The sequence below is a fragment of the Chromobacterium alkanivorans genome, assembly GCF_016937655.1.
GTDB classification, from domain to species: Bacteria; Pseudomonadota; Gammaproteobacteria; order Burkholderiales; family Chromobacteriaceae; genus Chromobacterium; species Chromobacterium alkanivorans.
Map to the genome: position 1 here is coordinate 273063 of NZ_JAFHKL010000002.1, position 14779 is coordinate 287841.

Annotated in this window: 4 protein-coding genes; 1 reads left to right on the top strand and 3 read right to left on the bottom strand. The window is 70.9% G+C overall.

The window, feature by feature from the left end; translation table 11 throughout:
* Positions 1-324 precede the first annotated feature (324 nt).
* On the top strand, positions 325-630 hold the full coding sequence (locus JW897_RS04980; RefSeq protein ID WP_255360659.1) for a carbohydrate porin: 306 nt from the start codon (positions 325-327) through the stop codon (positions 628-630).
* 39 nt (positions 631-669) lie between these two features.
* Here JW897_RS04980 and JW897_RS04985 read toward each other — a convergent pair whose 3' ends face one another.
* The 3 genes from JW897_RS04985 to JW897_RS04995 are packed head-to-tail and all read right to left on the bottom strand — an operon-like array spanning position 670 to position 14742.
* A complete protein-coding gene (locus JW897_RS04985; protein WP_205465350.1) occupies positions 670-3768 on the bottom strand; it encodes a phospholipase D-like domain-containing protein in 3099 nt (1032 codons plus the stop codon).
* A gap of 10 nt (positions 3769-3778) precedes the next feature.
* Positions 3779-7558: a hypothetical protein gene (locus JW897_RS04990; RefSeq protein ID WP_205465351.1), complete on the bottom strand. Its 3780-nt coding sequence runs from the start codon at positions 7556-7558 to the stop codon at positions 3779-3781.
* A gap of 11 nt (positions 7559-7569) precedes the next feature.
* The gene (locus tag JW897_RS04995; protein ID WP_205465352.1) at positions 7570-14742 is read right to left on the bottom strand and encodes a hypothetical protein; all 7173 of its coding nucleotides are present in this window, start codon (positions 14740-14742) and stop codon (positions 7570-7572) included.
* Between the last annotated feature and the right edge of the window lie 37 nt (positions 14743-14779).

A 14779-nucleotide genomic window follows, 5' to 3' on the forward strand; every position in this document is an offset into this window, starting at 1 on the left:
CTGTGTTGGCCTCAGTACTTTATTCTTCTACAGGAGCCCGCCCCGGCTTTCGCCAACAGTCAAACCTAGCGTTTTGCTACTAGCTCCTCCACTAAACCGTCAGCCCCGCCTCGGACAATGTCCTCAGCTAAATCCGTGAGTCATATACAAAAAATTAACCATGGAGAATGAGCCCACATTTAAAACCGTATAAGACGTTCTAATTTATCTCTCGTAGTTCAAGATACTTTTGGCTTTATAAAATCAAAGCACGACCTATATTTTAGCCCACTCAATGAATAGCTTATCCAGCCACCCCCCCCCCCGAACCAACAACTCATAAACCTGCAGTATCGGCTCACCCCGGAACTGACCCTCTTGACCGGCTTGCTGGAGCAAAACCCGCAAGCGCCGTCGCGCAGCCATGCCTGGAGCGTGTCCACCGACGGCAGCCTGGGCATTCTGCTGCCGCTGGAAGCCGAGTGGCGCACCCGGCGCTTCGGACAGCCAGGCATTTACAGTCTGGGTCTGCTGTACACCAATGCCAAGCAAACCGACCTCTATCTGGGTCAGTCCGGCGGCCCCGGCGCCAAGGCGCTTGAACCAGAACCTGCGCAACGCTCAGACTCCCTCCGCATTGCCGCGGCCTAGTCTAGCCCGCAGAGCCTCCCCGCTCTGCCCCGCCCGGCCTCAGGTGCTGCTCTCGCTCAGCAAACCCGCCAGGGTCAGCAGCCCGGACGCGCCCGCGGCGCCGTCCGGGTCGGCGACATCGTCGCTCTGCGGGATGACCGAGGCGTCCGTCGGGCCCAGCCACAGCGGGGCCAGCCGGTTGAGGCCGCCTTGCATCAGTAAATCCGAGATCAGGTCAAAGGCCGCGGCCGGCGATTGCAGGCGCAGCCATTCCGAGGCCGGCAGCCCCGCCGCGTCCGTTGGGCTGACCTGCAGCTTGGCCGCCATCAGTTGCCGGCGAAAGGCGCTCACCTTGCGGCTGTAGCCGCCGGCGATGTCGCGATCGAACGAGGCCACCGCCATGCTGCCGTCAAAAGTCATGCCGCGGCGCCGGAAATGGGTGGCGCCGCTCAGGCACCAGACGTCGTCGACGATGACGGTGGTGGTGCGCAGTTGCGCCCAGCGGCCGGGGAAGCCGCGCGGGTGGAACACCGCCACGCGCGCCGCGCCGGCGCTTTGCAGGATGTCCACCGCGTCCTTGCGCTGGGCGATCGCCCGGCGCACAAAGGGCGCGTACGCGGGCGCGAAGTCCGTCTCGCGCGGCAGGCAGACAATCACTTTCAGATTGGGGTTGGCCGCCATCCGGTCCGCAATCTTCTGCGCAAGGTCTATCTCGTAGGCGGCGGGCGAGCCGCTGGGGCGCGCGGTGCGGGCGAAGCCGGCGGTTTCGATGTAGATCAGCTCGTCGGCCTCGCCGATGGCGCGGGTCAGCGCCCAGAGCGAATCGCGGTTGCCGTGCTTGGAGACGAAGAACTCGCGCCGCACCGCGTTGATCAGCCGGTCTTCGTTGGAGACGGTGATGGACGGCGCGCTGCCCAGCCCCAGGGCGGTGGCCAGTTGGTTGAGCAGGTTCTGGAAAGTGATGGGCGAGGAAGACCCCAGCGGATTGCCGTCGGGCAGCAAGGACAGTTCCGGCGTCTCGCATACCGCGCACACCGTTTCCAGCGCCACGCCGGAAGAGGTGCCGGGCACGGCGGCCGGCGCCGCCGTCGGCGGGTTGAAGTTGTTGCCGCCGGACATGGCGATCCAGCCCGGCGTGGTGCCCCCCGGCAGCGGGAAAATGGGCTGGGCGCGGCGCAGCGCGTGCTGGGCCAGGTCGTAGGCCAGCGCGCCGGTGACGCGCACGCCCGGCGCATGGGAGTCCGGGCCGGCGGGGTTGCCGGGATTGGCGTTGGCGTGGTCCGCGGACCGGCTTTCGCGCGCCCAGCGGCCGCCGCTGAGCACCGCGTCCCAGTCCAGCCCGGCCGAGACGTTGGCGCTGGGGATGCCGGTGACCACCATGGCATCGAAGCGGGCCATGGTGGGCATGCGCGGCCCTTGGCGCGGCTGGGTCTCGGACAGCAGCGCACGCGCCAGGTCCGCCGCGGTGGCCGGCGAGCCTCCCGGCGGGGTGACGGTGCGCGGCAGGCCGAAGAGCGGCACCTGGCAGATGGATTTGATGTTGTCCGGCCAGGCCGCCAGCGGGTCGCCGGCGGCGAACGGGTCGGCCGGCGCGGCCGCCGGCCCGACCGCGATCGCCGCGCGCAGCGCCGCCCACATGCGCCGCCGCCCGGCGCGCGGCACGATCACCAGGTCGTAGACCAGGGTGCCGGGGCTGGGCAGCGGGTCGCCGGGCTTCAGGCCAAACGGGTTGCGCACCAGCACCGACACCGGACTGCCCGCCGCGGCGATCGCCGCGCCGCCGTCGGCGCGCAGGAAGGATTGCTCCTCGCCTATGGCCTGGATCAGCTGGAAGCGCTGCGCGAAGACGCGCACGGTGGCGCCGCTGGGCGCGAAATCGGCCGGGATCGCCACCACCACGTCGTTGCTCCCGGACCAGGTGGCGGTGACGCCGGCCGGCGGGGCCATGCCCGCGCCAAAGCCGGCATTGGTGTTGGGGCCGGGAAAGGCCGGCCAGTGCGCGCCCGCACCCGGCGCGGCGGCGGTGCCCACGCCGGATTCAAAGGTGGGCGACACCGCGAACATCAGCGCGCCGGCGCCGGCCCCCATCATGCGCCCCGCCACTTGCGACGCCGCGGCCAGCATGTCCGGGCCGTCCGTCAGGTAATCGATGCGCACGCCGTCGCGCACCTGAGGCTGCAGGTCCGCCGGTATCCGCTGGTCGTCCGCGGGGATGCCGTTGATCTCGGCGACACCGCGGTTGCCGCGCAAATGCCAATCCAGATCCACCGCGAAGGCGCGGACGAACTGGCGCGCCAGCGTCACCCCCGCCGGCAGATTGGGCACGGTGAGCGGCCCGGCCGACATCGTGCCGCCGCCGGCCCAGCCCAGGCGCAGCCTGGCCGCCGCGCTGGCGCCGGTTCCCGCCAGTTGCTGGCCGGCGCTGATGGCCACCAGCCCTCCGGCGCCCAAGGCCGTGGACGAGCCGCCGCCGGACGCCTGTCTTTCCACCCCCGGGCCGCCGCCCGCCGCGGCAAACGCGCGGCCGTGCAGCGTGACCACCTGGGCGAGCACGCCGCCGGCCAGCCCGGCAATGCTGCGCACGCCGCCCGCCGCCGCGGGCGATGCCCCGCCGGCGCTGATATCCAGCGCGGGAAACGCCGTTTGCAGATCGTCCAGCATCGCGGCCACCGCGACCGGGTCGACGATGAGGCCGCGCGCATCGTGAAAGCTCAGCGCCGCGCCCGCCGCGCCGGCCGGCAGCGCGTCGCCCGGATCGTAGCTGTGCGGCGAGACGTTGCCCGTCAGGCCGCGGATCACCATCACATGCGGCACGGCGCGCACCTGGGGCTGTCCGGGCGCGGCGTAGCGGCCGGCGGCCAGACCCTCCAGCCGCGCCGCCGCCTGCGGATGCAGCCGCAGCGCCGCGCCGGCCCCGGTCAAGGGCGCGCCGTCCGCCGCGCGGAACGCGGACAGGCTGTCCAGGTATTCAAGAATGCCGCGCCACGGCGCTTTGGGCGCGCCGGCAAAAGTGAGCGTGAGCGCCGCGCCGTCAAACGCGGGGTTGGCCCCGCCCCAGCTGGGCCCCAGCCGCAGCGCGGTCAGCCCCAGCGCGTCGAGCCCGTGGTCCTTGAGCGCCTGCGCGGCGCTGGTGGGAGTCAGCGTGAAAACCGTGGCCATGGCGCGCTCCTTAACCGTGAGCCCGTTGTTCGACCGTGCGGCCGTCGGGCGTGATGATGCGAACCAGAACGCCGCGCAAGGCCAGCGCCGTGACGATGGCGAAATGGTCGCGCGCCGGCGCGGCCTGGCGCGCCACCGCCGGCCCGGACGCCCCTAGGGCGGGCCTGCCGGACACCGTGGGCACCGAGGCCAGCTCCGCCTCGAACACATAGACCCCGTTGATCAGCTTGAACTGGGACGGCAACGGGCGCGGGCCGATGATGATGGGCGGTATCCCTATGCCGCCTATGCCGCCTATGCCGCCAAGCCCGGGCGGCAGCCGCGGCGAGATAGGCGGAATGGGCGGCAAGGGCCGGATCGGCGGTATCGGCGTGATCGGAGGAAGCGCTGGTTCGGGCGTCAGTTCGATGCGCAGGCGGTAAACCCCGCCCGCGTCGCTGTCCGGCGCGTTGCTGGTGAAGGTGTAGGCCTTGCCGGACGGCGACAGCGCCGCGCCGGCGATGGGCGACAGCAGCGGCAGCGGGACGACGGAGCCGGACGGAATGGCCAGCGTGCGCTCGCTGGCGCGCCCCAGCGGATCCGTCATCCGCACCGTCACCGACACCGCGTCGCCGATGGCGGCGCGGCGCACCAGCAGCCGGTATTGGGTGGGAGCGCCGTCTATGCGCCAGACGTCCGTGCCGGTGACGGGCGGCGCCAGGCCCAGCTTGTCCAGCGCGGATTGCCGCCGCAACAGCGCCGCGCCGCCGGCCAAGGAGGCCTCCACCGACAGCAGGTGCGGCCCGGCCGGCGTGGCCGCCACCGGCGCGCTGGAGCTGAACTGCAGCAGCACCACGGCGGGGTCGCCGCCTGGCCAGCTCATCGTCAGCGGGGACAGATCCGGCGGCCCGGCGGGCGGGATCAGCACCGACACCGCGGGCGACGGCCGCGAGCGGCCCTTGAGCACGCCGCGCAGCGCGTCGTCGTCGCTCCAGGCCACGGCGCGATACCAGACATTGCGCCATGAGCCGCTTGGGCGGTCCTCGCCGGCCAGGCGGGCGATCCAGTCTCCGCCGCCGTCCGGCGCGCTCACCGTCCAGCCGCCGCCGCTGGCCGTGACGCTGGCGATCGGCGGGCCCATGCTGTCCAGCGCGCGCGCCGCGTCGTCCACGCGCACGCGGTACAGGTCTATGCGCTTGGGCCGCGCGCCGGACTCGCCGCGCGTGCCCACCCGGATGCGCGCCCGGTAGTCCGGCGCGGCGGGCGGCTTGTCGAACACCATCTGCACTTCTATCGTCGGCGGCGCGGGCTCGGCCACGCGCGGCGCGGCATAGGCGATGAGCGCCTGATCCGCGTTGGGGCCGCTGGGCCAGGGCGCCTCGTGGCCGCCCGCCATCATCGGCAGCACGGCGTAGACGTGGATGTCGCGCGAGCCGCGCGGCATCGTCACGTCGGTGGCGGTGACGGTGATCAGTTCGGCGTTGCGGCGGATGAAGTCGCGGCGGATGGGATTGGTCTTGAACGCCTGCTTGATCGTGCTCAGCCGCTGGCTGAGCGTGCGCTCCGGCGTTGGCTCCGGCTGCCCGGGATGGCTGCTCAGGATGCGGGTCTCGGTGCTTTCGTACACCGCGTAGCCCACGGCGCCGGCCACCGCCGCCCAGCTCAGCTGCGCGTGGCATTCGCCGGCGGCGTCCGGCAGGCTGGCGAGCTGGACGATGTCGACGGCGGTGGGCCGCGCGCGCGGGTCCGAGGCGTAGGCCAGGCGCGGCGTTGGCGACCACGGACCGCTGCGGTGCGGCGCGATGGCCTCCACCGCGCGCGCCTCCAGCACCAGGCCGATATGCGGCGTGGCGCCGAAGTCCAGCGAAAAGCCCGGAATCGTCAGCCGGTAGCGCCGGCTGCTGCCCTGCGCGGCGTGGCCGGGCGTCACCACCGCCGTGCCCTCCGCGTCCAGCGCGGCCACCGTGCCGCCGGCCAGCGCGGGCGCGTCGCCGGCGAAGGTCAGCTGCATGGCCGCCGCCGCGCCGCCCAGCGATTTTTGCAGCCCCGCCGGCGCGGGCGCGGCCGGCGGAGCGCTGCTGCGCGTGGCCGCCGCGAACAGGCGGCCGCGCAAATCTATCCGCGACGGGGTGCGCACGCGCCAGTCCACCGAGATGTCGCACACCAGGGTGGCCGCGCAGACGCTGCCGCTGCCCGGATCCGTCGCGCGCAGATCGGCGGACAGGAACTGCACCGGCGACAGCTCCGGCTGGCCCACGGTGATGGCCGCCGCCGCCCACGGGCTCCAGACGCCGAAGATGTTCTGGGTGGCCGCCGCATACGTCATGGCCACGCTGCCCGGGTCGTTGGGAACGGCGAGCGCGCCGTCGGTGGCGCTCTGCCGCGTCGGCTCCGGGTCGCGGTCGTTGCGCGCGCTGCCGATGGGGCGATGGCCGCCGGCCTGCGCGTGTTTCTGCAGCAAAGCTTCGGCCGCGCCGGGCGCGCCGTTGCGCCGCCGCGCCGCGGCGTAGCTGGCCACCGCGCTCAGCTGGTTCAGCGGGAAGCGCTCCCAGCTTGCCCGGATAGACGCCAGCCAGTCCCGGTCCGCCAGCGACGGCCGCAGATTGGCCTGGAAGTCCACCGCGAAATCCGCCGGCGTGGGCGCGGGCAAAACCATGCCCGGACGCGGCACCAGCGCGGCGAACTCCACCGGCGCCGAGGCCCCGTCCAGCCCCTTGTCCCACAGGCCGGTGATCAGCCAGTCCCAGTCGCTGCGGCTGGAGTCGCCGAACAGCTGGCTGCTGGCGAAATTGATGGGCGGAATGTCCTCGTCCGCGTAGCCGGTGCCGTAACCCAGCGTCACGGCCAGCAGCGGATCGGTAGACGCCGCCATCGCCAGCAAGCCCACCGGCGAGAGATCGGCCTTGCCCGGGTCGGTGGCAGGCATGGTTTCGCCGGCCGGGTTCTGCGGCGGATCGATGGTGAAGGTGAAGCGCTTGGCCGCCTGCTGGTTGGGCGGCAGCGAGGCCACGTCATGCAGCATGGGCAGCAGTTCGGTGGCGCTTTCGTCCACCAGTTTGGCCGGGTCCGGCAATTGCCACATCGGCGCCGGCGCGGCGTCCGGAAACGCCGGCCACCAGCCCAGCGGATTGACGCCGCGCTGATAGCGGTCCACCGCGGCGTCCTGCGCCGGCATTTCCGCCCCCACCCTGCCCTGTTTGACGCCGTGGCGCTGGCCCAGGCCCGCCCAGTCCGCCTCCGTCACCGGCAGCCCCACGGTTTCCACCAGCTGCCAGCCTTCCACTTTCTCCAGTTCGTCGGCGTTGAGCCCGGTGGGCGGATCGTAGCTGGAGACGTTGACCAGCATCAGCCCGGTGATCAGCGGCGCCTGAAACTCCAGCGTGTCGCCGCCGCCCGCGGCCAGGGTGCGGGACTGCACGGCCACGATGGCCTCCAGCACCGGCGGGCCGGCCAGCACGGCCACGCTGACCATGCCGCCGGCGCTCGAATGCACGGTCAGCCGCGCCGAAGCCAGCGGCGCGTCGAACTGAATGATGCGGAACAGCGGCGGCAAGGCCAACTCTTCGTAGCCCACCGGATGCGGCTGGCCCAGCGGCGTGGCCGGGCGCCGCCAAACCTTGAACGGTTCGCTGGGCAGCCCGGCCGCGGGGCTGGTCTGCCAGCGCAGCAGCAAGGCGCGCCGTTTGGGCGGCACCATGGTCGCCGCGCCGATATTGGGGTTGGCCCCGCCGCGCTGGCGCAGAAGCAGGCTGAAATCCACCAGGGCGCCTTGCGCGTTCAGGATCGCTGGGTCGTAGATACGGGTGGCCATCGCGGGGCTCCTCAGAACTCTTCCCACGGCGCGTGCGCCAGCGGTTCGTCGACGATCACGAATTTGACGGGCGCGGCGCCCGCCCCATCGAGATAAGCCGCCTTGAAGACATTGCGCACCAGCGCCAGGCGCAGCCGCTGGCCGCGCGCGCCGGCGCCCAGCCGGATCAGCGCGCGCTGATCGCCCGGGGCCCACAGCGTCTTGGTCACGCTGGCCGCGTTGTCGTCCGCCGGCGTCAGATCCAGCCAGGCCTGCTCGGTCATCTTCCAGCGCTTGCTGGGCGGGGTGTCGTCGCTGGACTCCTCGCTGGGCAGCGGGCGGGTGCGGTGCATGGGCTCGGGGGCGTCTATCATCACCGCCACCGGCTGCGGCGTGGCCGCGGGATTCGCCTGCTCCCAGAACACGACGATGCGCGGGTCCTTGGGTACCGGCATCGGCTCCAGCCCGGCGGCCATCATCGCTTGGTCCAGCTCCGGCCCCTGTGGGTCTCGGCTGGCGAAGGCGGCGGTGGCGAAAACACCCTGCATCGCGCCCACCGGCGCGTAGCGGTGCTCGGTCAGCACGCCCTGGAAGGCGGCGGCGAAGGCGTCGAAGGTGCCGAAGGCGCCGGTGGAGAAATGCCGGCGCAGCACGCGCTCGCCCACGGCGTTCTTGGGCGCGCCGATGGGCACGGCTTCGATGTCCAGCACGTAGTCGGTGTAGGGGTCGAGCGGGATAGGCAGGGTCAGCTCGCTGTGGCGCGAGCGGTCGACATTGACCGGGATGCACGGCCCGAACTCGGCCAGTTTGTCCACCAGCGCGCCTTCGAACGGCGACATCACGCTCGCCTTCACATCGCCCAGCTTGGGCTGGATGCCTCCCTCGTCGCCCGCCGGATGCACGATGGGCACGGGATGCTCGATGCCCGGCACGTTCACCTGGGCGAACGAGGCTGCTTTCAGGCGCACGCGCAATTCCTTGCCGTAGGCGCCCCACAATTTGTCGACATCGTTGGTCCCGAACACCAGGCGCACGTGTTCCTCGCCAAAGTAATGCGCTTCGTCGGCGGCCGGCAGCGTGCACAGCATCCACGGTTCCAGCGATTTGGGACTGTGGGCGTCGGTGCGGAACCAGAAGTCCTGCGTCTGCGCGCCGCCGTCGGTTTCATTGCCGGCTTTGTCGCGGGCGCGGATATGAACCGTGGTTCTCAGGTGGTACAGCTCGTCCGGCGCGAGCAAGGCCACGTCGCCGCTGGCGCCGCCCAGCAATTGCTCAAGCACGCCGCGGTTGCGCTGGGTCTGGCGTTGATCCCAGTCTTCGCGCACAACTTCGCCCCAGCGGGTGAATTCCAGCGCGGCCACGTAGTACGGACGCCCGCTCACCTCGCGCTTCTTGGCGGCGGCCGGGTCCTTGGCGTGCGGCACGCCTATCTCGATGCGGTCCAGCTTCTCCGCCTTGTCCAGCTTGATCAGATACGGCAGATAGCCCTGCGCCTGCATCAGTTGGGCCTGCAGCACCACGTGCGACACCGGATCGACCCAGGGTCCGTTGGCGTCGGTCCAGCGCGGCGGCAGGCCGACCAGGCCGAGCGCGTCGGCGTTGCTCACCACCCGACGGCCGATCTCGGCGCCGTTCACGTCCAGCAGGCGCAGCACCAGGCCGCGCGCCGGCGTGGGATTGGGCGGCAGTTCGCGCCGGGCCAGCAGCAGGATGCGGCCATCGACAATGGCGCCGCTGTGCACCACGATCACGTCGTCCAGCGGGCCTTGCTTGAAGCCGGCCTGCTCCAGCTGCGCGGCCACCTCGCCCGCGCGGCGCTTGTCGCCAAACACCACCGGCAGGCCGATGTCGTACAGCGGGGACGCCAGCAGGCGGCTGTCACAGCGGCGCGGCGGCACGGTGGAGGCGCCGGGCGCGGCGGCGGTCGGCCCCAGCGTGGCCAGGCCGGCGCTGATCTGCGTCAGCGCCGCGCGGTTGATGACGGTGCTGCTCGCCAGTTGGCGCACGGTGTCGGCGAACGCGACCGGGGCGACGTCGATACGGTCGGTCCGGCGCAGCGCGATGGACGGCGCGGTGGCGGCTTCCAGCACCGCGCGCCCGGCGGCGAGACGGCCGGCGAACCCCGACAGATTGAGCGTCGCGGCCGCGCCAGCGGGCGCGGTGACCGGCGGCAGCCCGGGCTTCTGGCGGCACGGCACTTGCGCGCCCACGATGACGGCCGGCACGATGCCGCGCTGGCGGTCCAGCTGGCGCTTGCCGGTGCGCCAGCGTTCGCTCACGTCCAGCTCCAGATCCGGCGCTTCCGAGCGCTTGGTCTTGTCCGGGTCCGGCCAGGCGACGCCGTCCACCTGCCAGCCGGTTTCCGACGGGCCGGTGGGCTCGTGCTCGAAGGTCCACAGTACGGCGGCGGCGGGCGCGGCGTCGTGGCAGACGGTGCCCCAGCGCTCGGTGATGTTTTCTTCCAGGAACTGGCTGCGCTCCAGCGCCTTGGGCGTGGGGTTGGGCACCCAGTTCAGCAGGGACAGATTGGCGACGAGGTTGCCTTCGGTGGGGTCGTTCAGCGTCCACCAGGTCGACGGCGTCGGCCCCGGGCCGACCGCGACGCCGCCGTCGGCGCGCGTCAGCTCCACGGCGGTCACGTCGTAGCGGTAGGCGTAGTCGCCGCGCTTGACGAAGCCGCCAGCCGGCGCGCCCGGCGACCCGCCCGGCGTCTGGCCCAATATCGTCAGCGCGTCGTCCACCGGGGTGGCCGACATCGTGATCACCGGAATGGCGTCTATCGGCACCACCGGCAGGGCCGGGTCGTTGGCGGCCGGCTGCGCGCCCTGGCGCACCGCGTCGCCTATTTTCGAATCGATGCCGCGGTCCACGCCGGTGCCCACCACCAGCGCCGGCGAGCGGCTGACCAGGCTCACCGCCCGGATCAGCTCGGGCGCGGCCGGAATGATGGGGTTCTGCTCGCCGATGTGGAAATCGACGCAACCCTTGATGCTGAAGAAGAACAGGTCGATCTCGCCGCAGATCTCGCCGTCTATGCGCGAGATCTGCGAGCCGTCGGACTTGGTGCCTATCTGCACCGTCAGATCCGCCGACGCGCTGATGCTGATGATGAACAGGTGCAGGTCGCCGCGGACGTAGAGCAGGCCGCCCACGTAGAACGGGTCGAAGCCGAGCACCGCGTTGAAGCCGGCGGTGGCGCGCAGGTAGAGATTGATCGAGGTGTTGCCCCAGGTGATGGACACCTCCAGCCCCACCGCCAAGCCCACGCCCGATACCGCCGACAAGCCCTTGTACGCGGGGATGCCGTGCCCGGACACCATCACGTAGCCCTGGCCGTCGAACACTTTGAGGATGTTGGCGTGGATGGGGCCCGGCAGCGGCCGGCCCAGAGTGTCGCTGCCCGGGAAGGTGCCCAGGTAGACGTGCCAGTCGCCGCCGTGATTGAGGTTGAAATACGCCTCGATCGGGATGGTGATCTGCACGATGGGGGTAATCTTGAAATCGATGGACAGCCCTATGGTCAGCGTGCCGCGGCCGAAGTCGAGATCGATCACGCACAGAAAGGTGCCTTCGGCGTTCTTGTTCTTGAGGTCCGGCAGCTTGGCCAGCAGATTGGCCTTGACCACCAGCAGCAGGCGCGGTCCCGGCAGTTCCAGCAGAACCATCCCCTTGACGTTGAAGATGATGCCGCCCTCCATCGTGCCCAGGATGGCGCCGACGCCGAAGGCCCAGTGGTCTATCTGCGGCTTCCACGCCTGCAGATTGGTCGGGTTGCCCTGGGCGCGCTCCTTGAGCCAGGTGAGCGCCGGCGTCAGCGAGGTGATACCGTCCTCGTTGCGGGTGTAGTGCATGGCGAACAGGCCGAGGAAGCCGTAGATGCCGAAGCCGGACTGCGCCAGCGGTATCGCCACCGGCAGCTCCAGCTCCAGCGCGATCGCCACCGCCGTGGCCGGCCCGCCCGAGGCCGCCGGGATGTCGGACACCGCGATGCCGGCCGCCAGCCGCAGCTTGATGGGCACCAGCGATACGTCGATCTGCCCCTTGATCTCGAACGGGTTGGCGTTGATCTCCATATAGCCGCGCCCCTCGATGGTGCCCGGCACCTTCAGGCTGGCGGCGAAGGCCGTCAGTTCCGGCGGGCCCAAAGGGTCCACCGGAAGGCGCACTCGCGCCCGTTCTATGGTGATCACGCCCAGATTGACCGCGAAGCCCAGGTCGGCTTCGAAGGTCAGCGGATTGGTCCGCGCGATGCGCGCGCCCAGCACCTGGATGATCTGGCCCAGCGGGTCCGGCACGCGCACCGCGCCCGGCCCCGACAGGTCGATGGAATAGCCCTTGGACGAATCGAACATCGGCCGCAGCTGGAAGCGGTTGGCCGAGCCCGGCGGATAGCCCATCTGCAGGCCTATCGCCTTGTAGCGCACCGCCAGCGGCTTGTTGCGCGGAATCTCCAGCAGCTGGAAGCCGCCGATGGACACATTGGCCGACAGCGCCGTCTCCACGTCGAACAGCAGCGTGGAGACCCACTGCCCAGCGCGCGTCGTCACGTGCAGCTCGCCGCCGTACAGCACCACGCGCTCCACATTGAACAAGCCCAGCTCCGCCAGCGCGACGGGCAGCGCCAGCGCGGCCCCGGTCAGCACCAGGGCGCCGACGTCGCCGTCGGCCGGATTGGCCGGCGCGGTGGCGGCCAGCAGCGGCGTGAACACCGTGGTCATGCCCAGCACGTTGCGGCCGGTGCTGGGAGCTTGCAGCGGCTGGCCGGCCAGCTGTCCCGTCATCACCAGGCCGTCGCGGTCGTTGGGATCCGCGCCGAGGTAGAGCTTGACCTCATCGGTCTGGCTGGCCGGATCGCGCTGGTAGAGGATCTGGTAGTTGACGATGCCGTCCGACGGGTTCTGGCTGCCCAGGCCCTGAAAGGTGGGGATGTCGCCCTGGGCGACGCCGCCGTTGCGCAGCCGCTGCTCGGCCGCGGTCTCGAAGTCTATGGAACCGCTCAGCTCGATGGCGACGAACTGGTCGCGCACGATGCGCACCTTGAGCGCGGCGGAACGGAACCAGTCCGGCGGCGGCGGCGCGGCGGGCGCGGGATCTCGCGTGGGAATGGTGGGCGGCGGCGGCGGCGGAGCCGCCGGCCGCGTGGTGTCGCCCTGGGTGACGGTGCCCGGCAAGGAGATGGGCCCGAAGCCGCCGATGCTGGCCTTCCACCACAGGTTGCGCGCGCCGGAGTGCGTCTGCCAGTCCGCGGTCCAGGCCGGCGGCGGAGGCGCCGCGCCGATGTCGGGCGGCTCCAGCGTCAGCGTGAAGCTGGGGATGCGCAGATTGGCGTCCGGATTGGCCGCCTCCGCGCTCAGTATCTGCTGCAGCGCCCGCGCGCGGCGGCGCGAGAGCAGGTAGTTGTACTTGGCCTTGGCGACGTCGCCCTCATAACTGGCGGCGCCGGTCAGCGTGAGCGTGGCGGCGGAAATGCGCTTGAGCGCCGCGCGGTACTGCTGCAGGAAAGGCGTCGCCGGCGGCGTCCATGCGGCGCTGCCGCTGGGGTCCACCGCCGGCGAGCTGTTGGTGTTGTCGGGAATCAGCGCGTAGTCGGCCGGGTCGCTGTCCTTGGGATGATCGAAGCGGTAGTAGCAGGTAATGCCGGTCACGGTGCCGCTGCTCAGTTCCGCGCGTATCGTCTTGGTTTGGCCGGCGGCCACCGGAATCGTCACCGTGGCGCCGGGGCTCTGCGCCGCGCCGTCCACGGTCCAGGCCGTGGCCGGGTTGGCCGGGTTGAGGCTGACGGTGACGGAGCTTGCGTCCTGCCGCACGAGCAGCAGCTCGGGCGTGGTCTGCGGCTGCCCTTCCAGCGTGATGGAGGTGGTGCGCACCGTGGCAGGCTGGCCGGGCGCTGCGCCGGGCGCGGGCAGGCTCTGCGCTGCCTGTTCGCGCCGCGCGGTGATGGTGAGGGTGGCGTTTTTCTGCGGGCTGGACGCGTCGGTGGCGGTGACGCCTATGCTCATGTCGGCGACGCCGGACAGGTCGATGTCGTGCACCAGGCCGTTATGCGCGCCGCCGCCGAAACTCGCCTGCCCGACATAGGGCGCGCGCCCTCCGGTGATGTCTATCACCATGCGCGTGCGCGCCGGCAAGGACGCCTCGGCGGTGTGCTCGCCGGTGCGGCGGATGCCGATGGCCGCGCCGTCCGGCGTGAAGAAGCGCGCCGACACATTGAGCTGGCCGGCACCCTGGTTGATCACCATCAGCTCGAAATCGCCGGTCACGCCGCTGGATTGGCCGAAACCGATCAGGAAATTGCGCACCCCGGCGTCCACGGCGAAGTCCTGCATGCCGTTGGGAGCCACGAACAGGCGGATTTCCGGCAGATAGAGCCCGGTCCAGCTCTCGTCGAAGCCGAACTGGTCCAGCACCTCCGGCGGCGTGTAGCCGTCGGCCAGGTCCAGGGTGGCGGAGCGGAAGCCGAAGCCCACCACCTGCCCGTCGCCGACGAAGGCGTAAGGCGGGGTCATCGTGATCAGCTGCGCGGCGCCGATGTCGCCGGGATCGTCGATGCCGGTGACGCCCAGCGAGGCGATGGACACGTCCAGCACGGCGGCGGCGTCGCTGCCCTGCGCCAGGCGCAGCTTGATCTTGGGCAGGGTGAAGAAGACGTCGCTGCGCGAGGTGTCCGGCACCAGCAGGCCGTCGCTCTCCATCTTGGCCGGCTTGAGGAAAGGCGGCCGCAGCACGATGCCGGCCAGCACCAGATCCAGCGTGAAGCCGGTGCCGGGATAATCCGAAGGCGGCGCGTCGCCGGGAATCGGGTCCCAGGCGTTGAGCACCGCGCGCACCGGCGCGAAAGCGGCGTCGCCGCCGGGAATGCCGCCCACGCCGTTGGCGATGATGGCGCCCGCCGCCCGCGGCGCGGACAGGGCGAAGTCCACGTGGGTGTCGGTGATGTCGAACCAGGGATCGCGCCGTCCGGGCTGGGAGCGGGGATGCCCCTCGGTGTTGGACGCCGCCGCGCGCAAGGTGCCGCTGGACGGATCGAAGCTGATCTCCACATCGCCGGAGAACCGCGCCACGCCGCGGATGACCGTGCCTTCGGAGCCAAACGCCGTCTCGAAGCTCTCCACATAGAGCACCGACAGCACGGCATGCCAATCCGTGTTCTCGCCCTTGAGCAGATAGGGGCGGAACAAATCCACGAGCGCAAGTTCGGTAACCATCATAACTTCCTTTCTTGGAAAGGAGTTAACGCGTCGG

Bases quoted from the DNA above. Each gene is read 5' to 3' on its own strand.
- JW897_RS04985 (WP_205465350.1), bottom strand. From the start codon at position 3,768: ATGGCCACGGTTTTCACGCTGACTCCCACCAGCGCCGCGCAGGCGCTC.
- JW897_RS04990 (WP_205465351.1), bottom strand. From the start codon at position 7,558: ATGGCCACCCGTATCTACGACCCAGCGATCCTGAACGCGCAAGGCGCC.
- JW897_RS04995 (WP_205465352.1), bottom strand. From the start codon at position 14,742: ATGGTTACCGAACTTGCGCTCGTGGATTTGTTCCGCCCCTATCTGCTC.